Origin of the sequence: Thalassospira sp. GO-4 (assembly GCF_023588965.1) — a bacterium.
Lineage (GTDB): Bacteria > Pseudomonadota > Alphaproteobacteria > Rhodospirillales > Thalassospiraceae > Thalassospira > Thalassospira povalilytica.
In genome coordinates this window covers 1,575,413-1,596,590 of sequence record NZ_CP097807.1, presented here as the reverse complement: position 1 = coordinate 1,596,590, position 21,178 = coordinate 1,575,413, and the positions used below count along the sequence as shown (strand labels likewise).

At 55.0% G+C, this 21,178-nt stretch carries 18 protein-coding genes; 13 read left to right on the top strand and 5 right to left on the bottom strand.

Going from position 1 to position 21,178, the window contains the following annotated elements:
* Positions 1 to 14: 14 nt before the first annotated feature.
* Positions 15 to 1,661 (bottom strand): U32 family peptidase C-terminal domain-containing protein, encoded by a 1,647-nt coding sequence (locus M9H61_RS07535; protein ID WP_250284247.1) that lies wholly within the window; start codon positions 1,659 to 1,661, stop codon positions 15 to 17.
* A 245-nt stretch (positions 1,662 to 1,906) separates the two neighbouring features.
* Between M9H61_RS07535 and M9H61_RS07530 the strand changes: the two genes are divergently transcribed.
* From M9H61_RS07530 to M9H61_RS07520, 3 genes are all read left to right on the top strand, one after another.
* Positions 1,907 to 2,458, top strand: coding sequence for a MarR family winged helix-turn-helix transcriptional regulator (locus tag M9H61_RS07530; RefSeq protein WP_250284245.1), 552 nt, complete (start codon positions 1,907 to 1,909; stop codon positions 2,456 to 2,458).
* A gap of 69 nt (positions 2,459 to 2,527) precedes the next feature.
* Positions 2,528 to 3,658: an HlyD family secretion protein gene (locus M9H61_RS07525; RefSeq protein WP_305879853.1), complete on the top strand. Its 1,131-nt coding sequence runs from the start codon at positions 2,528 to 2,530 to the stop codon at positions 3,656 to 3,658.
* Positions 3,655 to 5,208 carry a DHA2 family efflux MFS transporter permease subunit gene (locus tag M9H61_RS07520; protein ID WP_250284240.1) on the top strand — a complete coding sequence of 518 codons (1,554 nt, stop codon included), beginning with the start codon at positions 3,655 to 3,657 and terminating at the stop codon, positions 5,206 to 5,208. The genes M9H61_RS07525 and M9H61_RS07520 overlap by 4 nt, the downstream gene beginning before the upstream one ends.
* A 70-nt stretch (positions 5,209 to 5,278) precedes the next feature.
* On the opposite strand, the gene M9H61_RS07515 is transcribed toward M9H61_RS07520, so the two are convergent.
* Positions 5,279 to 5,698 (bottom strand): acyl-CoA thioesterase, encoded by a 420-nt coding sequence (locus M9H61_RS07515; RefSeq protein ID WP_250284239.1) that lies wholly within the window; start codon positions 5,696 to 5,698, stop codon positions 5,279 to 5,281.
* A gap of 530 nt (positions 5,699 to 6,228) precedes the next feature.
* On the opposite strand from M9H61_RS07515, the gene M9H61_RS07510 reads away from it, so the two are divergent.
* The 3 genes from M9H61_RS07510 to M9H61_RS07500 are packed head-to-tail and all read left to right on the top strand — an operon-like array spanning position 6,229 to position 10,197.
* Positions 6,229 to 7,593, top strand: coding sequence for an NAD(P)-dependent oxidoreductase (locus M9H61_RS07510; RefSeq protein ID WP_250284237.1), 1,365 nt, complete (start codon positions 6,229 to 6,231; stop codon positions 7,591 to 7,593).
* Between the two features lie 24 nt (positions 7,594 to 7,617).
* Positions 7,618 to 8,895: an NAD-dependent dihydropyrimidine dehydrogenase subunit PreA gene (gene preA / locus M9H61_RS07505; RefSeq protein ID WP_250284235.1), complete on the top strand. Its 1,278-nt coding sequence runs from the start codon at positions 7,618 to 7,620 to the stop codon at positions 8,893 to 8,895.
* A gap of 24 nt (positions 8,896 to 8,919) precedes the next feature.
* On the top strand, positions 8,920 to 10,197 hold the full coding sequence (locus M9H61_RS07500; protein ID WP_250284234.1) for a Zn-dependent hydrolase: 1,278 nt from the start codon (positions 8,920 to 8,922) through the stop codon (positions 10,195 to 10,197).
* A 174-nt stretch (positions 10,198 to 10,371) separates the two neighbouring features.
* Here M9H61_RS07500 and M9H61_RS07495 read toward each other — a convergent pair whose 3' ends face one another.
* Both M9H61_RS07495 and M9H61_RS07490 read right to left on the bottom strand, forming a co-directional pair.
* Positions 10,372 to 11,211, bottom strand: coding sequence for an ABC transporter substrate-binding protein (locus M9H61_RS07495; protein ID WP_250284232.1), 840 nt, complete (start codon positions 11,209 to 11,211; stop codon positions 10,372 to 10,374).
* An 86-nt stretch (positions 11,212 to 11,297) separates the two neighbouring features.
* Complete coding sequence (locus M9H61_RS07490) at positions 11,298 to 11,975, bottom strand: TetR/AcrR family transcriptional regulator (RefSeq protein WP_101247382.1); 678 nt, start codon at positions 11,973 to 11,975, stop codon at positions 11,298 to 11,300.
* A gap of 455 nt (positions 11,976 to 12,430) precedes the next feature.
* Between M9H61_RS07490 and M9H61_RS07485 the strand changes: the two genes are divergently transcribed.
* The 7 genes from M9H61_RS07485 to hydA all read left to right on the top strand — a co-directional run bounded on the left by M9H61_RS07485 (position 12,431) and on the right by hydA (position 20,646).
* The gene (locus M9H61_RS07485; protein WP_068517971.1) at positions 12,431 to 13,762 is read left to right on the top strand and encodes an aspartate aminotransferase family protein; all 1,332 of its coding nucleotides are present in this window, start codon (positions 12,431 to 12,433) and stop codon (positions 13,760 to 13,762) included.
* A gap of 242 nt (positions 13,763 to 14,004) precedes the next feature.
* Positions 14,005 to 14,871: a nitrilase-related carbon-nitrogen hydrolase gene (locus M9H61_RS07480; RefSeq protein ID WP_068517972.1), complete on the top strand. Its 867-nt coding sequence runs from the start codon at positions 14,005 to 14,007 to the stop codon at positions 14,869 to 14,871.
* A gap of 259 nt (positions 14,872 to 15,130) precedes the next feature.
* Complete coding sequence (locus M9H61_RS07475; RefSeq protein WP_250285037.1) at positions 15,131 to 15,922, top strand: ABC transporter ATP-binding protein; 792 nt, start codon at positions 15,131 to 15,133, stop codon at positions 15,920 to 15,922.
* Complete coding sequence (locus M9H61_RS07470; RefSeq protein ID WP_250284230.1) at positions 15,912 to 16,841, top strand: ABC transporter permease; 930 nt, start codon at positions 15,912 to 15,914, stop codon at positions 16,839 to 16,841. Before M9H61_RS07475 ends, M9H61_RS07470 begins: the two co-directional genes overlap by 11 nt.
* Positions 16,838 to 17,995 (top strand): ABC transporter permease, encoded by a 1,158-nt coding sequence (locus M9H61_RS07465; protein ID WP_068517974.1) that lies wholly within the window; start codon positions 16,838 to 16,840, stop codon positions 17,993 to 17,995. Before M9H61_RS07470 ends, M9H61_RS07465 begins: the two co-directional genes overlap by 4 nt.
* A gap of 61 nt (positions 17,996 to 18,056) precedes the next feature.
* Positions 18,057 to 19,043 carry an ABC transporter substrate-binding protein gene (locus tag M9H61_RS07460; protein WP_068517975.1) on the top strand — a complete coding sequence of 329 codons (987 nt, stop codon included), beginning with the start codon at positions 18,057 to 18,059 and terminating at the stop codon, positions 19,041 to 19,043.
* Between the two features lie 151 nt (positions 19,044 to 19,194).
* The gene (hydA, locus tag M9H61_RS07455) at positions 19,195 to 20,646 is read left to right on the top strand and encodes a dihydropyrimidinase (protein ID WP_068517998.1); all 1,452 of its coding nucleotides are present in this window, start codon (positions 19,195 to 19,197) and stop codon (positions 20,644 to 20,646) included.
* Positions 20,647 to 20,739: 93 nt separating this feature from the next.
* Here hydA and sugE read toward each other — a convergent pair whose 3' ends face one another.
* Entirely contained in the window at positions 20,740 to 21,060 is a 321-nt protein-coding gene (gene sugE, locus M9H61_RS07450) for a quaternary ammonium compound efflux SMR transporter SugE (RefSeq protein ID WP_068517976.1), read from the bottom strand.
* Positions 21,061 to 21,178 lie beyond the last annotated feature (118 nt).

Here is a 21,178-nt window from a genome sequence, read left to right as displayed (position 1 = left end):
GACAAGTGGGCTGCTTATTCAGCGGCAATCGTCTTGCCGTCTTTTTCCAGCATCTCGCCCTGTTTGCGTTTGGCAAGGATTTCACGCGCCTTGGCATAGGTCGGGTCGTGCCAGAAGATCAGGCAACCGTTACAGCCTCGGCCACAGCACCCCTTGGTCCCAACGCGCGGGGTGCGGAACGAACGTTCCTTCTGGCGGTCATCAAGGGCGGTCTGAAGCGCTTCGCGTTTGGCGTCATAGCGGTCTTCGTTGCCTTTGCCCATTTCGATCTTGTGGCCTTCCTGATCAAGTTTCAGGCGTTGCCATTCATCCTCAGACAGGGCCTTTTCCTTGCGCACGATGGTCATCGGAAGCACTTCACGACGCAGGAATTCCGGGTCTTCCTGTTCAAACAGGCTGAACGGAAGACGGATGCGCGGATGGGTATTGGCATGGACCGCTTCGCCGACCTTGCCGGTTTTGGCGTCGATGAATTCATACATGCGGATGAAAATGGTCTGGCGCGACCGCGGCGGGACGATTTCAATCACGTCACCGGGCAGCATGCGGTTTTTGACCGACATGATAAAGGCGTCGTCTTCGACTTTCTCGATCATTCCGGCAAATTCCCAGTCCGACACGTTGGTGTTGCTGTCATAGCCGTGCGCATAATTGGTCAGACGGCCATCATGGAAGGCCAGGGTGTAACCCCGGTTCGGAATGGTCGCCAGTTCCTTCATATATTCTTCGGCTGACCAGTTTTCCGGGTCTTCATACCAGTCATCAATTGCCATGCGGTACGCACGGGCAACAAGGCCCGCGTAATAGGGGCTTTTGCCACGGCCTTCGACTTTGAGGCTGTCGACACCGATTTTCAAATAGTCCTCAAGCTTCGGCATGATGCAAAGATCGCGCGAATTGAGGATATAGGACCCGCGCTCGTCTTCCTGAATTTCCATCAGCTCGCCCGGACGCATGTCTTCTTCAAGGAAGAAATCGAACATCTCAAGGTTTTCTTCGGTCAGTTTGAGTTCCTTGACCGTACCGTCCTTAAGCTTCATGTGGACCTTGTATTTCCAGCGGCACGAGTTTGCGCACGCCCCCTGGTTCGCACCGCGTTCGGCCATGAAGTTCGACAAAAGGCAACGACCGGAATAGGTCATGCACATCGACCCATGCACGAATGCCTCGATCTTGATATCGGGGCATTTTTCGCGGATCTCGGTCAGTTCGGCATAGGAAACCTCGCGGCCCAAGACCACAAGCTTGGCGCCGATGCTTTGCCAGAATTTGACCGACTGCCATGAACAGACATTGGCCTGGGTCGATACATGCAAATCAAGTTCCGGCGCATGTTCGCGCACAAACATGAAAACACCCGGATCGGCCACGATCAGGCCATCGGGCATGCATTTGCGCACCGTATCGACATATTCCGGCAGCTTGTCGATATCCTTGTTATGCGAAAACAGGTTCAGCGTCAGATAAACGCGAACACCGTGGCTGTGGGCAAATTCAATGCCTTCGACCACGTCTTCAAGCGACATCTGGCTTTTGACCCGCAATGACAGGTCCGGCGTGCCCATGTAAACGGCGTCTGCACCGTACAGCACAGCCACTTTCAGTTTTTCGAGCGAACCTGCTGGCATCAGCAATTCGGAACGGCGCGATTGATCACTCATCACTTGCGGGTCTTTTCTATTTGGTCGTCTGCGGGAAATCTCTCTGGCGCGGCTTCTATCACAGCCTGCTGCCTGTGCCGATTAAAATCGCATATTTGCCCCTGCTTGCATAGAGACCCGTGATGATCAGCAGCCATGTCATTGCCGCAGGGCGGGGATGATGGCAACTGACTTGAAGTCACCAAGGTGATATAGTATATATTGCTTATTATATATCAACCATGCGACTTTGACAGAGTTGGCAGATGCCAAAATTCACCGACCCCAAACAGAATATCGGCTTTTTGATGAAGGACGTGACCCGTCTGATGCGGCGCAATTTCATGCGTCACGCGGACGAGTTCGGCCTGACCCAGGCCCAGATGCAGGCACTTGTCTATGTCGCGCGTGGCGAAGGCATGCGTCAGGTTGCCTTGGCGGAAATGCTTGAAATCCAGCCGATTACAGCCGCACGCCTGATTGACAAGCTTGTCGAGGAAGGGCTGGTCGAACGCCGGCCCGATCCCGATGACCGGCGCGCCTTTCAGCTTTACGTGACCGATGCGGCCAAACCGCTGCTTGATCGCATTTATGTGGTTGCGGCTGCGGCGCGCGAAGATGCCATGACCGGGATCACCCCGGATATGCAGCAGATGCTGATTTCTGTTCTGGGCCGGATGCATGACAACCTGACCGCTGTCGAACAGGGCAGCAAGTATACCGACACCGACGCGCCAACCGACCCAAAGCCAGCCAGCTCAAAGCCAGCCAGCTCAAAGCCAGCCAGCTCAAAGCCAGACAGCTCAAAGACCGCATAAATCAAGGCCCCGAAAATCATGTCAGATCAAAATCAGAATGCTGCCCCGTCGGCAGCGAACGAAAATCCTGTGTCAAAACCAAGAAAACGCTGGTTGCGTCCGGTGCTGTTGCTGGCCGGGCCGCTTGCCGTGGTGGTGGGCGGGGCCTACTGGTATTATACCGGCGGGCGGTTTGTCAGCACCGAGAATGCCTATGTCCATGCCGACATGGTGGCCATCGCCCCGGAAATTGACGGACCGGTCAGTGAAATTCTGGTCGACGAAAACCAGCAGGTTCACAAGGGCGACGTGCTGTTTCGCATTGATCCGCGCCCCTATCAGATCGCGGTTGAACGCGCCCATGCCAATCTGAATGCGATCAAGCAGGAAGTCGACGCCCTGCGTCACAGCTATGACGAACTGGCAGGCAGTCTTGAACTGGCCAAGATCAATCTGGATTACGCCCAGAAGAAATTTGATAGGCAGCAGGCGCTGCGCAAAAGCAATGTGGCATCACAAGCAGCCCTTGACGAAGCTCAGAACACCCTTCTGGCCGCCAAGCAGCGCATTGTCCTTAATCAGCGGGCGATGAAAACCACCCTGTCAAAGCTGGGTGGGGATGCCGATACCCCGATTGAAAATCTGCCGCAATATCAGCAGGCAAAATTTGATCTGGCCCGGGCCGAGCTTGATCTGAAACACACCGAAATCATTGCACCGTTTAATGGTGTGCTGAGCAACAAGCCCGAAGAAGGCGCCTATGTCAAAGCCGGTTCGGCGATGGCAAGTCTGGTTTCAAGTGACGTTCAATGGATTGACGCCAATTTCAAGGAAGTCGAACTGACCCATCTTGAGCCCGGACAGGAAGCCGATATCAAGGTGGATGCCTATCCCGATCATGTCTGGCACGGGGTTGTGCATTCCGTGGCACCGGCGACCGGGGCGGAATTTTCCGTGATCCCGGCCCAGAATGCGACCGGCAACTGGGTCAAGGTGGTGCAGCGCGTTCCGGTGCGCATCGCAATCAATCGTGCTGATGATTTGCCGCCGCTGCGCGCCGGCATGAGCACCGAAGTCGAAATAGACACCCATCACCAGCGCGAAGTCCCGGCATTTGCCGCCACCATGATGTCATGGATTGGCATCAATCAGGCCGAAGCCGGAACTGAAACCGTAACCGGAACTGGAACCGGTCATACGATGCCCGGGGCCGCACAATGAGTGCTGCCGCCACGGCGGCCAGCGAGACAACGCCGCTTGAACGCGGTCTGACCACCGTTTCGATCATGCTTGCAACCATCATGCAGGCACTCGACACCACCATTGCCAACGTTGCCTTGCCCCATATGCAGGGCAGCATGGCCGCGACCCAGGATCAGATTTCCTGGGTGCTGACATCCTATATCGTGGCGGCTGCGATCATGACGCCGCCGACCGGTTTTCTGGCCGCGCGCTTTGGCCGCAAGAAGCTGTTTCTGGTCTCTGTTACCGGCTTTACCATTGCCTCCATGCTGTGCGGGGCGGCGGTATCGCTTGAAGAAATGGTGGCGTTCCGTTTGTTGCAGGGCGCGTTTGGGGCGGGGCTTGTGCCGCTGTCACAGGCGGTGTTGCTTGATACCTACCCCAAGGAAAAGCATGGCTCGGCCATGGCGATGTGGGGGATGGGGGTGATGTTGGGGCCGATTTTGGGTCCGACACTGGGCGGTTATCTGACCGAATTTTATAACTGGCGCTGGGTGTTTTACATCAACCTTCCCATCGGGTTGATGGCGCTGTTTGGCATTATGGCCTTTGTGCCCGAAACCGATAAAAGACCCGGTTTGTCCTTTGACTGGTTCGGCTTTGCATTGCTGAGCCTGTCGATCGGGGCGCTTCAGATGATGCTGGATCGCGGTGAAAGCCAGAACTGGTTTTCATCGTGGGAAATCATCATTGAAACGGCACTGGCGGCGGTGTGTCTTTATATGTTCATCGTCCATATGTTCACCGCAAGAAACCCGTTTCTGGAACCGGGACTGTTTGCCGACCGGAACTTTGTCGTCGGGCTGTTTTTCATCTTTGTGGTTGGCGTGGTGTTGCTGGCGACTTTGGCATTGTTGCCGCCATTTTTGCAAAACCTGATGGGATATCCGGTGGTGACCGCGGGTATGTTGCTGGCCCCGCGCGGGGTGGGCACCATGATTGCCATGATGATGGTCGGGCGACTGGTCGGGCGGATTGATACCCGGCTTCTGATCCTGTTTGGTCTGTTTATGACGGCCTTGTCACTATATGAGATGATCGGATTTACCACCGATGTCAGCGAGTTCGTGATTATCCGGACCGGCATCATTCAGGGGATCGGGCTTGGTTTCATTTTCGTGCCGCTCAGCACGATTACCTTTGCGACCCTGAACCCGCATTACCGGACCGAAGGTACGGCGATGTTCAGCCTGATGCGCAATATCGGATCAAGCATCGGCATTTCGGTGATGACCACCATGCTGACCCAGAATACCCAGGTGGTGCATGCAAGTCTGGCCGAAAAGCTGACACCGTTCCGCATGGCGCTGCAAAGCCCGTGGTTGCCCGATCTTTGGGACTGGCACACACAGTCCGGGGCGGTGATGCTCAATAAGGTTGTCACCGCACAGGCCAGCACGATTGCCTATCTCAATGATTTTCAGGCGATGATGTGGATCGTGATCGGGGTCGTGCCGTTGCTGTTGCTGATGCAGGGGCCAAAACGGGCCAAGCCATCCGATGACGAACATATGGAAGTCATGGAATAGCGTTCCCGATATTCCAAAGCAAAACGCCCGCAAGCAATGATTTGCGGGCGTTTTTATTGTTCGGACAGGCTCAGGCGATTGGTGTTTCGGCCTCCGGATCAATCGGGCGCGGCCGACCCTCGTCATCAAGTGCGACAAAGGTAAAGACGCCTTCGGTGACTTTTTCCGATGTTTCTTCAAACCGGGTCTGGCGCCAGGCTTCGACATTGATGCGAAGCGACGTACGGCCTTCATGGATGATTTCGGTAAAGAATGAAACTTCATCCCCGACATGGACCGGGCGCAGGAACGACATGGTATCGACAAAGACCGTGGCGGTTCTGCCCTTGGCGCGGCGTGCCGCCGCGGTCCCGGCCGCCAGATCCATCTGCGACATCAGCCAGCCGCCAAAGATATCGCCGCTCGGATTGGTGTCCGATGGCATGGCAACGGCCCGAACCGATGGTTGACGATCGGGAAGGGTGTCCGTGGCAGTTTCGTTTGATGTCATCACGCGCGATCCGAAATGGGCTTATGACATAACGTTACTTTAGTTCATCGGATTAAAGCCAGCGTAAAATATCGCCAAATCAATGTGATGGCGGATGTTTCAGAGCAGTAAGAAATCCAAGTGCCAGCCGGTTGCAGATGGCGGTTTCCGTGGGGAAATCAGCCGATTTGACGCAGGAATAACAATTCGGATTTTTAATCTTGACCAAATGATCAGGATTGGACATGCTGTAACCGTCAGAGAGAGGCATCTGTACGTGTAATCAACCGGGGATAACCCCGAAATCATAACCGCACGACAGATTAGATACTGGGAAACAGTTCAGCATTTGCTGAACGGATACGCCAAGAATGTTCAGAACAGAAAGACCCAGAGTTGGTCGGGCCCGCCCCGTCCGCGCACGCCATAATTCCATCTTCAATCCCGATACGGGATTACCGTGCCGATAACGGTCAGACTGTTTTTGCATTCTTGTTTTGTCTCTCGACGACATCAGGAGAGGACGCCTTTTTGGCAGGGAGACAAAACCAATGACCACCTTGCAGGCCAAGCAAGTTTCCAAATCCGGTGCCCATCATGGCGGCATCGGCCACAATGACGCAGATGACGGTTTTTCCGATCTGCATCCGCCATATTCCACCCTTCAGGCAATGGCAGAAAGCAACCGCTGTCTTTATTGCTATGACGCCCCTTGTGTCACCGCATGCCCGACATCGATTGATATCCCGACCTTCATCCGCAAAATCAGCACCGGCAACCCGGATGGTGCGGCAAAGACCATTTTGTCAGCCAATATCATGGGCGGCACCTGTGCCCGTGCCTGTCCGACCGAAGTGCTGTGCGAAGAGGCCTGCGTACGTAACGTCGCCGAAGACACGGCTGTTGAAATCGGAAGTTTGCAACGTTTTGCCGTTGATCATTTGATGGCGCGCGATCTGCCCCATCCGTTCAAACGTGCGCCGGAAACCGGTAAATCGATTGCCGTGATCGGGGCCGGACCGGCGGGGCTTTCATGTGCGCATCGCGCGGCGATGCTGGGCCACAATGTCACGGTGTTTGAGGCCAAGGCAAAACCGGGCGGTCTGAACGAATATGGTTTGGCCGCCTATAAGATGACCAATGACTTTGCCCAGCGCGAAGTTGAACTCCTGCTTGGCATCGGTGGTATTCGCATCGAATACAACAAGGCACTTGGCCGCGATATCAGCATCGAGGCGCTGAAAGATTCCTATGACGCCGTGTTTGTCGGTGTCGGTCTTGGATCGACCAACAATCTCGGCCTTAAGGGCGAAGAATTCCCCGGCATTGATGACGCCATCAGCTTTATCGAAAAGCTCCGTCAGACCGAACCCAAAACCGACATGCCGGTTGGTGACAAGGTGATTGTCATTGGCGGTGGTAACACCGCAATCGACGCCGCGGTTCAGGCCAAGCGCCTTGGGGCAGATGAAGTAACCCTGGTGTATCGCCGTGGTGCCGAACATATGTCGGCGACCGAATTCGAACAGGATCTGGCGAAAACCAATGGTGTGGTTGTCCGCTATTGGGCAAAGCCGGTTGCGATCAAGGCCAATGGCAAGCTGATTGGCATGGAGTTCGAAAAAACCGAACTTGATGCCAGTGGCAAGCTGGTTGGCACCGGCGAAACCTTTGAAGTGCGCGCCGATCAGATTTTGAAAGCCATCGGACAAAAAATCAAAACCGATGACCTTGCCGGAATGGAGATCGCCGGCGGCAAAATCGTGGTCGATGAAAACTATCAGACAACAGCCCCGGGCGTGTTCGCCGGTGGGGACTGCATCAAAAGCGGCGAAGACCTGACGGTTCAGTCGGTCGAGGACGGCAAACAGGCCGCCATTGCCATTGATGCATTCCTGAAATCTGCCAGCGCATAACCGCCAGTCAAAGGGAGAGAGAAAATGGCTGATCTAAGTTGCAAAATCGCCGGGATTGATTCGCTAAACCCGTTCTGGCTGGCATCTGCACCGCCGACCGATAAAAAATACAACGTCGTTCGTGCCTTTGAGGCAGGCTGGGGCGGGGTTGTCTGGAAGACGCTGGGCATTGATCCGCCCGTAGTCAACGTATCGTCGCGCTATGGTGCCCATCATGACCAGAACCGTCGTTTGCTTGGCATCAACAATATCGAACTGATTTCCGATCGTCCGTTGTCCGTGAACCTTCAGGAAATCCGCGAATGCCGTGCGGAATATCCCGATCACGTCATTATCGGATCGATGATGGCCCCGATCGAAGAACGCGCCTGGAAGGACCTTGCCCAGCAGATCGCCGAAAGCGGCGTGCATGGCATCGAGCTTAACCTTGGTTGTCCGCATGGCATGTGCGAACGCGGCATGGGATCGGCGATCGGGCAGGTGCCGGAAATGGTCGAACAGGTCACGCGCTGGGTCAAGGATGCGGTCGATATCCCGGTCTTTACCAAGCTGACACCGAACATCACCAATATCCTGTGGTCGGCCGAGGCCGCCTATAAGGGCGGGGCGGATGCGGTATCGCTGATTAACACCGTTAACTCGATCATTTCGGTCGATATCGATCAGATGGTCCCAGAACCGATGGTCGATGGCAAGGGAACGCATGGCGGGTATTGCGGATCGGCGGTCAAGCCGATTGCACTGAACATGGTGGCTGAAATTGCCCGCACGCCGGAAACGAAGAACCTTCACATTTCTGGTATTGGCGGCATCACCACCTGGAAAGATGCGGTTGAATTCATGGCGCTGGGCTCCAACGCGGTTCAGGTTTGTACCGCTGCCATGATCTATGGCTTCCGTGTGGTTGATGATCTGATCGACGGCATGAGCCAGTGGATGGATGACAAGGGTTACACCAGTGTCGAACAGTTTACCCGTGCTGCCGTGCCGCAGGTGGCGAACTGGAACGAGTTGAACATGAACTTTGACACCAAAGCCGTGATCAACCCCGATAACTGCATCGAGTGCGGTCGTTGCCACATCGCATGTGAGGATACCTCACATCAGGCGATCACCATGACAGCCAAGCCCGAAGGCGGCCGCCTGTTTGAAGTGGTCGACGAGGAATGTGTTGGCTGCAACCTTTGCTATCACATTTGTCCGGTGCCCGATTGCATCACCATGGAACCGGTCAAAACCGACAAGCCGCCCATGACCTGGCCGGAACATCCGTTGAACCCGATGCGCCTTGCTGCGGAATAAGCCACCAACCAAAAGGACTGAATAATGACTCTTCAACCCAGTGTCCGAAATCTGTCAATTGATGGTGACCGCCTTTGGGACAGCCTGATGGAAATGGCCAAGATCGGCAAAACCTCAAAGGATGGCGTGTGCCGTCTGGCGCTGACCGATCTTGACCGCGAAAGCCGCGATCTGTTCATCAAATGGTGCAAGGCCGAGGGATGCTCGATCCGGATCGACAAGATGGGCAATATCTTTGCCCGTCGCGAAGGCCGCAATCCCGATCTTCCGCCAGTGGTGATGGGAAGCCATCTTGATAGCCAGCCGACCGGCGGCAAATATGATGGTGTTTATGGCGTGCTTTCGGGACTTGAAGTGATCCGGGCGCTTAATGAAGCCAAATACGAAACCGAAGCCCCGCTTGAAGTCGTGTGCTGGACAAATGAGGAAGGCTCACGTTTTGCCCCGGCGATGGTTTCCTCGGGCGTTTTTGCCAAGGTGTTTGACCTTGAATACGGTCATTCACGGGCTGACGTCGATGGCAAAACCATGGGCGAGGAACTGAAACGGATCGGCTATATGGGCCCGGACGAGCCGACCATTGATGCCCATCCGATGGGGGCCTATTTCGAAGCCCATATCGAACAGGGCCCGATCCTTGAAGATGAAGGCAAGGATATCGGTATTGTCACCGATGCCCAGGGGCAGCGCTGGTACGAAATCAAATTCACCGGTGTCGAAGCCCATGCCGGTCCGACCCCGATGAAAACACGCAAGGATGCGCTTCTTGGGGCGGCCCGTGTGATCGATCTGGTCAACAAGATCGGTCTGGATCGATCGCCGTTGGCCTGTGCCACGGTGGGCATGATGCAGATCCATCCGAATTCCCGCAATGTCATCCCGGGCGAGGTCTTCTTTACCGTTGATTTCCGCCATCCCGATGATGCGGTTCTGGCCGATATGGACAAGGCCCTTCGTGCCGGTGTTGAAAAGATCGCCGATGACATCGGCCTGAAAACCGAGTTGGAGCAGATTTTCTATTACGCCCCGGTGCCGTTTGATCCGTCCTGTGTCGATGCGGTGCGCAAGGGCGCGGAACTTGGCGGGTTCTCGGCCCGTGAAATCGTATCGGGGGCGGGGCATGATGCCTGCTATCTCGCACAGGTCTGCCCGACTGCGATGATCTTTATCCCGTGCGTGGACGGGATTTCGCATAACGAAATCGAAGAAGTCCACAAACACTGGTCGGATGCCGGTGGTCAGGTTTTGCTGCATGCGGTTCTGGCCAAGGCCGATGAAACCGTGATGCAGAAATCGGACTAGGCATCGATCCGTTACAAACGATCACACACAATCAAAGCGGGCACTGACCATGCAGTGTTCCGGGGCGGGGCAGGGTATCTTGCCCCGCTTTTTTGTTTGTGGCGCTTTCGGGAAGTTTGGTTGTTGCGGTTCGCGGGTACTGCCGTGATTGCGGCGGGCGTTTGCCAAACTGCGTCAGGTCCCGCTTTCCTTGTCACTGGCAAGTTTGTGCAAATGTGCCGATGTCATGCTGGCAAGGGTGCCGCTTTCTTCAAGTTCGGTAATCAGCAGATTGATGGCGGCAATATCGTCAAGGCACGGGGTTGTGCGCGAAAACATCAGTCTTACGTCATTGCGCACCAGCGGCGGTTCGACGGCAAAAACCTCGTTTTCAAGTTTGTCGCGATAGATATTGGTTAATCCGTCATAGCGCCCCAGCAACACATAGGTCACCCGTTCGGTCAAAAGAACATCAAAAATCTTGTTGCCGGTCGGTGAATAGATCATGTCGAGATGATCGCGCGCATAGGTGTCGACAAAGTCACCATAACTGCCCCCCTGCGGGCGGGCACCACGCCGATTTACCAGATCCTCAATCCCGGAAAAGGCAAATTGCCGGTCCTTGTGCTGAAAGACCATGACCTCGTCATAGGCAAACGGGATGCTGTATCGGAAAAGATCATTGCGTTCTTCGGTGAAATAGGCCCCGGCAATGACATCAAGTTCGCCTTTTTCAAGCATCTGCAAGGACCGGGTCCAGGGAATATCAAGATGCAATTCAAGACGAAAGCCATGCTTGCGGGCATATTCCTGAAGGATGTCGATCCCAAGCCCGACCTGTCGCCCGTCCTTGTCGATATAGGTAACGGGTTCCCAGCCATCCGCCCCGCCGACCGATATGCTTTTGCATTCATCGCTGGCAGACACGCCTTGTGCATTGGCGCGATCATCGACCGACGCAAGCAGTAATCCAGATGTCAGCAATGCAGCAAACACGTTAGAGACGATGCGCACGCTGTGCGTGATGCGTATCATTTCCGGCCTCAGGCGATAACAGTGACCCAGTTTCTTAAGGTTTGATTTTATATTAGGGAATGCAACTATCCGAAGGAAGGGGAATATCAGTTAAGTCCGACGCCCTTTAGAATAATTCTAACAACATTTTCCTTGGCCTCGGCGAATTGTTGTTCGCTAAGCGGCTGGTTGTCGTTGAATATCTCGATCTGGCGACCAAAGTCCGCATAATGCTGCGTGGTGGCAAAGATCATATACATCAGCGAATAGGGCTCGATGTCATCCATCTTGCCTTCGGCAATCCAGCCGCGGATCACGCCGACACGGGTATCCAGCCAGTCCTTGACCGTGGTGGAAATATAGTCCGACGAAAATTTGGCACCACGAATGATTTCATGGGCCCAAAGCCGCGACCCATAAGGCCGGGCACGCGACAGATCCATCTTGGCTTCGATATAGCCGCGCAGGATGACTGCCGGGTCGGCACTGTTGTCAAAGGTCATTGCCGCTTCAAGCCAGTGGTCACAGACATCTTCCATGATCCGGCGATAAAGGGCTTCCTTGGTGCTGAAATAATAATGCACGTTGGCTTTTGGAACTTTGGCGATTTCGGCGATGCGGGCGGTGGTCGCCCCCTTGAAGCCGTAATCGGCAAAAACCCGTTCGGCAGCGGCCAGAATTTGTTCTTCGTTTTCCTGCCGGATTGCGGCCTTGTGTGCCCCGTTTGCTGCGGGTTTCGCACCAAACTGATTGTCCTGTTTAGAGCCGCTTTTAACTGAGGTCATTCATGCTCTCTGATTTGTGTCATTTATCTTGACCGTTTGGTCAGGTTAAAATAACCTCTACCATAAATATGCAAAAGAAACTTTTTTATGCGCGTCGTTCTTGATTGCGGTCAAGAGTCGGTTTTGTCCGAAATATCGAACAGCACCGGTGAAAGATAAACAGAAAATAGACGCCGTAAATAAAAATCAGGGTCGCTGAAATGGTGTTTGACGGTCGAATATTCGAAACAATTCCCCGGTGGTGTTAAAGCTCTAGTGCATGGGCGTGTCTCATGCTAACGATTTTTGCGTGCCTGTGAAACGGGCCGTTCCGGGTGTTGAATGTGCGACATATTGGTCACTTGATCGGACCTGCCAGACGATGCCGGAATGAAAGATGTCAGATGCCGGAAATAGGGGTGCCCGCCACCCGGCCGGTGTCAGGGAAGCAATAAAAAAGGTACGGGAGACCTTTTATGACAGCCACCACGAAAATTAGCCGTCCAAACGATCTTTCGGCGTTCTGGATGCCGTTTACGGCCAATCGCCAGTTCAAGCAGACCCCACGCATGCTGGTTTCTGCCGATGGCATGTATTACAAAACCGATGATAATCGCGACATTCTTGATGGGACTGCGGGGCTTTGGTGCTGCAATGCCGGTCACAAGCGTCCGAAAATCGTCGAAGCCGTCAAGGCACAGATGGACGAACTGGATTATGCTCCGGCATTCCAGATGGGCCATCCCAAGGCGTTCGAGCTTGCAAGCCGTCTGGCGCAGCTCATGCCCGGCGACCTGAACCATGTTTTCTATACCAATTCGGGTTCTGAATCGGTTGAAACCGCCCTTAAGATCGCGCTTGCCTATCACCGTGCACGCGGCGATGGCCAGCGCACCCGCCTGATCGGTCGCGAACGCGGCTATCACGGTGTTAACTTTGGCGGCATTTCGGTCGGTGGTATTTCGGGCAACCGCAAAACATTTGGCCAGATGCTGGGTGGTGTTGATCATATCCGTCATACCTATTTGCCGGAAGAAAACGGTGTTACCCGTGGCATGCCCGAACATGGTGCGTTCTTGGCCGATGATCTTGAACGCATTTGCGCATTGCATGATCCGTCAACCATTGCAGCCGTGATTGTTGAACCGGTTGCCGGTTCGACCGGCGTTCTGATCCCGCCAAAGGGCTATCTTGAACGTCTGCGCGAAATTTGCACCAAGCACGGCATTCTTCTGATCTTTGATGAAGTCATCACCGGTTTCGGTCGTCTTGGCGCCCCGTTTGCAGTCGATTATTTCGGTGTTCAGCCCGATCTGGTCACGACGGCCAAGGGCCTTACCAACGGGACGATCCCGATGGGGGCAGTGTTCGCGACCGATGCAATCCATGATACCTTCATGACCGGTCCTGAAAACATGATCGAGCTGTTCCATGGCTATACCTATTCGGGCAACCCGGTTGCCTGTGCGGCCGGCCTTGCGACCCTTGAGACCTATGAAGAAGAAGGTCTTTATGAAAAGGGCAAGGAGCTTGGCCAGTATTGGGAAGATGCGGTTCACAGCCTGATTGATCTGCCGCGTGTGAAGGATATCCGTAACCTTGGCCTGATCGGTGCGATCGAGCTCGAAGGGATCGAAGGTTTCCCGACCAAACGTGCGTTCAGTGCCTTCCTCAAGGCATTTGAAAAAGGCATCCTGATCCGTACAACCGGCGACATCATTGCGCTTTCTCCGCCGCTGATCATTGAAAAATCACATATCGATCAGCTGTTCGGAACTTTGCGCGAAGTGCTTAAAGAGATCGACTAACATCGATGACTGATACCCCTTCGCCCGTGCGGGCGAAGGGCGGCTTGCCGGACTGATAAAAACCAAATGGTTCGGCAACGCCACGGAGGAAACATCTGTTTCGCGATTTTTTCGATCGCGTCGCTTCTGGGAATAGACCCGCATAAAACAAAACAGGGTCTTTGGGGGCGCGTTCGGACATAAGTCCGTCAGACCACAAAAGTGGCAAGGACATAAAATATCAGATCAAGGAGGTATCTCGGATGTCGATGCTGAGAGGCGGCCTGATTCAAATGAGCCTTAAAGGTTCAACCGATCAGACGCCTGAAGAAATCCGCAAGGCCATGATCGAGGCACATCTGCCCCTTATTGAAGAGGCGGGCAAAAAAGGTGTGCAGGTCCTGTGTTTTCAGGAAGTTTTCACACAGCCCTATTTCTGTCCAAGCCAGGACAAGAAATGGTACGCCGCGGCGGAAAAAATCCCCGATGGTCCGACCACACAGCTGATGTGCGAACTGGCAGCCAAATATAAAATGGTGATCGTTGTTCCGATCTATGAGGAAGACATTACCGGGGTGTATTACAACACCGCTGCCGTGATTGACGCCGACGGTACCTATCTTGGGAAATACCGCAAAACCCATATCCCCCATGTCGCCGGATTCTGGGAGAAATTCTTCTTCAAGCCGGGGGCTTCGGACTGGCCGGTCTTTGAGACCCAGTATTGCAAGCTTGGCGTCTATATCTGTTATGACCGCCACTTCCCGGAAGGCTGGCGTGCGCTGGCACTCAATGGGGCGGAATATATCGTCAACCCGTCTGCCACGGTTGCCGGGGTTTCGGAATATATCTGGAAACTCGAACAGCCCGCATCGGCGGTGGCCAATGGCTGCTTTATCGGGGCGATCAACCGGGTCGGGCGTGAACAGCCATGGGATATTGGCGAATTTTACGGCCAAAGCTATTTCGTCAATCCGCGCGGCGAAATCGAGGCCCAGGCATCCCGCGACAAGGATGAATTGCTGGTCCATGACATGGACATGTCGATGGTGCGCGAAATTCGCAATAACTGGCAATTTTTCCGGGACCGTCGGCCGTCGACCTATACGCGCCTGACGGACGGAAACTGATTTCATGATACCGGCGAGCGGGCAAAGGCCTGCTCGCCGTTTTGCTTTGACCGACCGGCGGGCAATGCCCCGCAATCCCGGCAATGACCGGGCAGACGCAACACATCCGTCTGATCAGATGTCGGCAAGGTTCAGGGCAACGTCCCTGAGGGAGGCTTCCGTAAAGTTGTTCCAGAAGAGACATTTCTGGTTCCGAGAGAGACATACGATCAGGGGAAACCCCATGACGCTAAAACAAGTCGTCAATAATGTTGCCGAGATGCCCGCATCAAAGGACGCCGTTGTTGATATCAAAAATCTGTCGCTGACATTCCAGACGGCCGATGGTCCGGTTTATGCGCTTTCCGATGTTGATCTGACGATCAATGAAGGCGATTTCGTTTCCTTTATCGGCCCGTCGGGCTGTGGCAAGACCACGCTGTTGCGCGTGATTGCCGATCTGGAAAAGCCGACCGGCGGCGATATTTCCATCAATGGTGTTTCGCCCGAACAGGCGCGTGAAAACCGGGCTTATGGCTATGTGTTTCAGGCCCCGGCACTTTTGCCGTGGCGTTCGATTGAACGCAATGTGACCCTGCCGCTGGAAATCATGGAGATTTCCAAGGAAGAGCGCATCAAGCGCGCCCATGACGCGCTTAAACTTGTTGAATTGAACGGCTTTGAAAAGAAATTCCCCTGGCAGCTTTCCGGCGGGATGCAGCAACGTGCATCGATTGCGCGCGCGTTGTCATTTGATGCCGATCTGCTGTTGATGGATGAACCGTTTGGCGCGCTTGATGAAATCGTGCGTGACCATTTGAACGAACAGCTTCTGAAATTGTGGGCGCGCACCAACAAGACGGTGGCCTTTGTGACCCACTCGATCCCCGAGGCGGTCTATCTGTCGACCAAGATTGTCGTCATGTCGCCGCGCCCGGGGCGGATCATTGATGTGATCGAAACCGATTTCCCGCGTGAACGTAATCTCGATATCCGCGAAACGGCGGAATTCCTCGAAATTGCACATCGGGTTCGCGAAGGTTTGCGCGCGGGGCACAGCAATGACGAGTAACACCGCCACCATGACCGGGGCCCTTGCCGGACCGTCGATCTGGTCGCGCATGATGGCGGGACAGACCGGTCCGGTCTGTGTTGTTCTGATTGCGCTGTTTGTTCTTTGGTATATCGGGGCGGTCTTCATGAATGCGCCGACCCAGATCGACAAATATAACCGTGCCGATCAGACCTGGACCACCAGCCAGCTGATCGAAGATACCCTGGCACAGGAACGCCCGATCCTGCCGGCCCCCCATCAGGTGGCCCAGGAAATGTATAAAACCATCTTCGCTACCAAGATCACGTCAAAGCGTTCACTGGTCTATCACAGCTGGGTAACGCTTTCCTCGACCCTGCTTGGCTTTGGCATTGGCACCATTCTTGGCATCGTTCTGGCGGTGGGCATTGTCCATGTCATGACGCTTGAAAAAAGCCTGATGCCATGGGTGATTTCATCGCAAACCATCCCGATCCTTGCCATTGCCCCGATGATCATCGTGGTTCTGGGCGCCATCGGGATCAAGGGCGTGGTGCCCAAGGCGGTGATTTCGACCTATTTGTGCTTTTTCCCGGTGACCATCAGCATGGTAAAGGGCCTGCGGTCACCACAAGTCATCCAGCTTGATCTGATGCGGACCTATAATGCCTCGAAATGGCAGACCTTCTGGCAGCTTCGTCTGCCATCGGCGATGCCATACCTGTTTGCCAGCCTGAAAGTGGCGATTGCCATCAGTCTGGTCGGGGCCATCGTCGGTGAATTGCCGACCGGCGCACAGGCGGGGCTTGGGGCGCGTTTGCTTGCCGGCTCCTATTACGGACAAACCATTCAGATCTGGTCGGCCCTTCTGACCGCGGCCTTTGTTGCGGCGATGATGGTGGTGATTGTCGGGTGGTTTGAACGCCGGGTTCTGGCCCGCATGGGGGTAAAGTCATGACCCCGATGAAACTTGACAAATTCTGTCTGGTCGGCGCGATTGCAGCCCTTCTGGCGCTGATCTTTCCGCTGGCCGGGATTGATCCCGATACCGGTAAACAGGTTGCCTTTGTCGGCGATATTCCCGGCCTTGCCATTGCCATGGCGCTGTGTGTGATTGCCGGTGCGGCTTTCACATGGCTTGGCGTGCGCACCGTCATCAGCGGGGCAGTCATTCTGGCAGTGGCGGTATTTGGATGCAGCCAGGCGATCGCGACCCTGTATGATTACGGGGTGGCCGGATATGCCGGAACCGGGTTCTGGTTGTTCATCATTTCGCTGTGGGCTTTTGTCTGGCGCGGGATTGATGTGATTGCCAATTACCGTTCGCTTGAAATGGCCAAACAGCAGGCGGCCAATGTGATTGTGCCGGTGGCCTTCGGGGTCTGGTTGCTGTTTGTCTGGGAAGTTGTGGTATCGGGCTTTGGCGTGCCACAGGTTCTGTTGCCCCCGCCCAGCATGATCGGGGTCCGGTTTGTGACCTCGACCGATATCATGGCGGCGGACTTCTATCAGACCTTTGTGAAGGCGGTGCTAAGCGGCTATGTGCTTGGTTGCGGGTCGGCCTTTGTCATGGCGATTGCCGTTGACCGTGTGCCGTTCCTCAAACGCGGTCTGTTGCCGCTGGGCAATATGGTTTCGGCCCTTCCGATCATCGGGGTCGCCCCGATCATGGTGATGTGGTTCGGCTTTGACTGGCAATCAAAGGCAGCGGTCATTGTGATCATGACCTTCTTCCCGATGCTGGTGAATACGGTGACCGGGCTGAATGCGGCGGGGAAACTTGAACGCGACCTGATGGCGACCTACGCGTCGGGCTATTGGTCGACCCTGTTCCGGTTACGCTTGCCCGCGGCCATGCCGTTTGTGTTCAACGCACTTAAAATCAATTCCACGCTTGCGCTGATTGGCGCAATCGTCGCCGAATTTTTCGGCACCCCGATTGTGGGGATGGGCTTCCGTATTTCGACCGAGGTCGGGCGGATGAACATCGACATGGTCTGGGCAGAGATCGCTTTGGCGGCCCTTGCGGGGACCGCCTTCTATGGGGCCGTGGCTTATATTGAGAGAAAAGCGACGTCATGGCATCCATCATTCCGGGTACGTCGCCATTAAAGGCACAATCAAAGACGACCCGCCGGGAGGACTTGACTACAACCTGAGGAGACATCGACGAATGAAGAAATTGTTTGCGACTGCATTAGGGTTGAGTTTCGGTCTGACATCGTTTTCGGCGATGGCAGCAGATGAAGTAACCTTGCAGCTTAAATGGGTCACACAGGCCCAGTTTGCCGGGTATTACGTGGCCCTTGATAAAGGTTTCTACGAAGAAGCTGATCTGGACGTGACCATCAATCCGGGCGGCCCGGACATCGCCCCGCCACAGGTGATTGCCGGTGGTGGTGCCGATGTGATCATTGACTGGATGCCATCCGCACTTGCATCGCGTGAAAAGGGTGTGCCGCTGGTCAATATTGCACAGCCTTTCGCCAAATCTGGCATGATGCTGACCTGTCTTAAGGAAACCGGTGTCGAAAGCCCCGATGACTTCCCGGGGCGTACCCTTGGTGTCTGGTTCTTTGGCAACGAATATCCGTTCCTGAGCTGGATGTCGAAACTTGGCATTCCGACCGATGGCGGAGATAAGGGCGTTACCGTCCTGAAACAGGGCTTTAACGTTGATCCGCTGCTTCAGAAGCAGGCCGATTGCATTTCGACCATGACCTATAACGAATACTGGCAGGTGATTGATGCCGGTATTTCGGCAGACGATCTTAAGGTCTTCAAATACGAAGACCAGGGCGTCGCCACCCTTGAAGACGGCCTTTATGTTCTTGAAGACAATCTCAAGGACCCGGCATTTGTCGACAAGATGGCGCGTTTCGTTGAAGCCAGCATGAAGGGCTGGATGTATGCGAAAGAAAACCCGGAAGAAGCAGCCGGCATCGTTCTGGACAATGATGCAACCGGTGCACAGACCGAAAAACATCAGGTCCGCATGATGACGGAAATTGCCAAGCTTCTGGGCGACAGTGCTGCCCTTGACGAAGCTGCCTATCAGCGCACCGTCGACAGCCTGCTGTCGGGTGGGTCTGACCCGGTCATCACCAAGGAACCGGAAGGTGCCTGGACCCATGTCGTGACCGACAAGGCGTCGATGTAATCCGATCATGATCGGCCCGGCGGCGATGTGTGACCCGCCGGGCTGACCTCCCGATTTTGTGTTTGAACAAGGCCCGGACCCGTCCGGGAGAAGGGTGAAATGCCGGGATGGCCCGCAACTTTTCGCCAAACAGACAGACAAGGAGCCACCCATGTCCATGGTTATTCGTGGCGGAACCATTGTTACCGCCGATCTGACTTACAAATCCGACATCCTGATCGAAGACGGCAAGATTGCCGCGATCGGAGACAACCTGACCGGGGACAAGGTGATTGACGCCGATGGCTGCTATGTGATGCCCGGCGGGATTGATCCGCACACCCATATGGAAATGCCCTTTATGGGGACCTATTCCGAAGACGATTTCGAAAGCGGCACCAAGGCCGCGGTTGCCGGTGGCACGACCATGGTGGTGGATTTCTGTCTTCCGGCCCCCAACCAGTCGCTGCTCGAAGCATTGCAGGCCTGGGACAACAAATCTTCCAAGGCGGTATGTGACTATTCCTTCCACATGGCGATCACCTGGTGGAGCGAGCAGGTCTTTGACGAAATGAAGACCGTCGTGCAGGAAAAAGGCATCAACACCTTCAAGCATTTCATGGCCTATAAGGGTGCGCTTATGGTGGATGATGACGAGATGTTTGCATCCTTCTCGCGCTGTTCGGAACTGGGCGCGATGCCGCTTGTTCATGCCGAAAACGGCGATGTGGTCGCCACCCTTCAGCAGAAATTGCTGGCCGAAGGCAATAACGGCCCCGAAGCCCATGCCTATTCCCGCCCGGTGGATGTCGAGGGCGAGGCGTGCAACCGTGCGATCATGATTGCCGATATGGCCAATGTGCCGCTTTATATCGTGCATGTATCGTGCGAACCGGCCCATGAAGCCATCCGTCGCGCACGCGCCAATGGCAAGCGCGTGTTTGGCGAACCGTTGATCCAGCACCTGATCCTTGATGACAGCGAATACAAGAATGCCGATTGGGATCATGCCGCACGCCGCGTCATGTCCCCGCCATTCCGCAGCAAGGAACATCAGGACGGGCTTTGGAACGGTCTGGCATCGGGCAGCTTGCAGGTGGTGGCGACCGACCATTGCGCCTTCACCACCGAACAGAAACGCATGGGTGTTGGCGATTTCACCAAGATCCCGAACGGTACCGGTGGTCTTGAAGACCGCATGCCGCTTCTGTGGACCTATGGGGTCAATACCGGTCGTCTGACCATGAACGAGTTCGTTGCGGCAACCTCGACCAATATTGCCAAGATCCTGAACATTTATCCGCGCAAAGGCGCGGTTCTGGTCGGGGCGGATGCCGATCTTGTGGTCTGGGATCCCAAGGCCTCGAAAACCATTACCGCCGAACATCAGCAATCGGCAATCGATTACAACGTGTTCGAAGGTATCGAGGTCACCGGTCTTCCGCGCTACACCATCAGCCGTGGCCGCATTGCCGCCGAAGAAGGCGTGGTTCTGGCCAAATGCGGCGACGGCGAATTCATTGCCCGCGAACCTTATCCGGCGGTCAACAAGGCCCTTTCCAAATGGAAAGAAATCACATCCCCGCGCAAGGTCGAACGCAAAGGTATCCCGGCTGGCGTCTAGGCCGCGATTGGGCATGTTGAAACAGAAACGGGGCAGCCAGTGGCTGCCCCGTTTTGCATGTATCGAAAATGGATGTGCTGTTGGCGACCGCGATCAGGCCGGGCTGAACAGTTTCAGCATCACGATCCCGCCAAGGATCATGCAGATCGCAATCAGGCGGCCGACATTGGCCGGTTCACCGACCATGAGGATGCCAAAAATTACGGCACCAGCGGCACCTATACCGGTCCAGATCGCATAAGCCGTTCCAATCGGAATGGAACGCATGGCGATTGAAAGTAGCCAGAAGCTGGCTGCAATCGCGGTAATGGTCAGGGCACTTGGGATGGGCTTGGTGAAACCTTCAGTGTATTTCAGGCCAATCGCCCAGCAAATTTCCAGAAATCCGGCAATAACCAACGCTGTCCAGGCCATGGGGGCCTCCTGTCTTGCGGGGCCGTCCCCATTGATCGGATCAGGAATACCGGTCGTCCGGTATCGAGGTGGAAAGTCGAACTATCTGTAACCAGTCTAATTCAATGATTGCAGTGCG

Coding starts and splice junctions, on each gene's coding strand:
- M9H61_RS07480 (WP_068517972.1), top strand. CDS start 14,005: ATGTCGATGCTGAGAGGCGGCCTGATTCAAATGAGCCTTAAAGGTTCA.
- M9H61_RS07460 (WP_068517975.1), top strand. CDS start 18,057: ATGAAGAAATTGTTTGCGACTGCATTAGGGTTGAGTTTCGGTCTGACA.
- sugE (WP_068517976.1), bottom strand. CDS start 21,060: ATGGCCTGGACAGCGTTGGTTATTGCCGGATTTCTGGAAATTTGCTGG.
- M9H61_RS07510 (WP_250284237.1), top strand. CDS start 6,229: ATGACCACCTTGCAGGCCAAGCAAGTTTCCAAATCCGGTGCCCATCAT.
- M9H61_RS07485 (WP_068517971.1), top strand. CDS start 12,431: ATGACAGCCACCACGAAAATTAGCCGTCCAAACGATCTTTCGGCGTTC.
- M9H61_RS07495 (WP_250284232.1), bottom strand. CDS start 11,211: ATGATACGCATCACGCACAGCGTGCGCATCGTCTCTAACGTGTTTGCT.
- hydA (WP_068517998.1), top strand. CDS start 19,195: ATGTCCATGGTTATTCGTGGCGGAACCATTGTTACCGCCGATCTGACT.
- M9H61_RS07520 (WP_250284240.1), top strand. CDS start 3,655: ATGAGTGCTGCCGCCACGGCGGCCAGCGAGACAACGCCGCTTGAACGC.
- M9H61_RS07500 (WP_250284234.1), top strand. CDS start 8,920: ATGACTCTTCAACCCAGTGTCCGAAATCTGTCAATTGATGGTGACCGC.
- M9H61_RS07465 (WP_068517974.1), top strand. CDS start 16,838: ATGACCCCGATGAAACTTGACAAATTCTGTCTGGTCGGCGCGATTGCA.
- preA (WP_250284235.1), top strand. CDS start 7,618: ATGGCTGATCTAAGTTGCAAAATCGCCGGGATTGATTCGCTAAACCCG.
- M9H61_RS07490 (WP_101247382.1), bottom strand. CDS start 11,975: ATGACCTCAGTTAAAAGCGGCTCTAAACAGGACAATCAGTTTGGTGCG.
- M9H61_RS07530 (WP_250284245.1), top strand. CDS start 1,907: ATGCCAAAATTCACCGACCCCAAACAGAATATCGGCTTTTTGATGAAG.
- M9H61_RS07515 (WP_250284239.1), bottom strand. CDS start 5,698: ATGACATCAAACGAAACTGCCACGGACACCCTTCCCGATCGTCAACCA.
- M9H61_RS07470 (WP_250284230.1), top strand. CDS start 15,912: ATGACGAGTAACACCGCCACCATGACCGGGGCCCTTGCCGGACCGTCG.
- M9H61_RS07535 (WP_250284247.1), bottom strand. CDS start 1,661: ATGAGTGATCAATCGCGCCGTTCCGAATTGCTGATGCCAGCAGGTTCG.
- M9H61_RS07475 (WP_250285037.1), top strand. CDS start 15,131: ATGCCCGCATCAAAGGACGCCGTTGTTGATATCAAAAATCTGTCGCTG.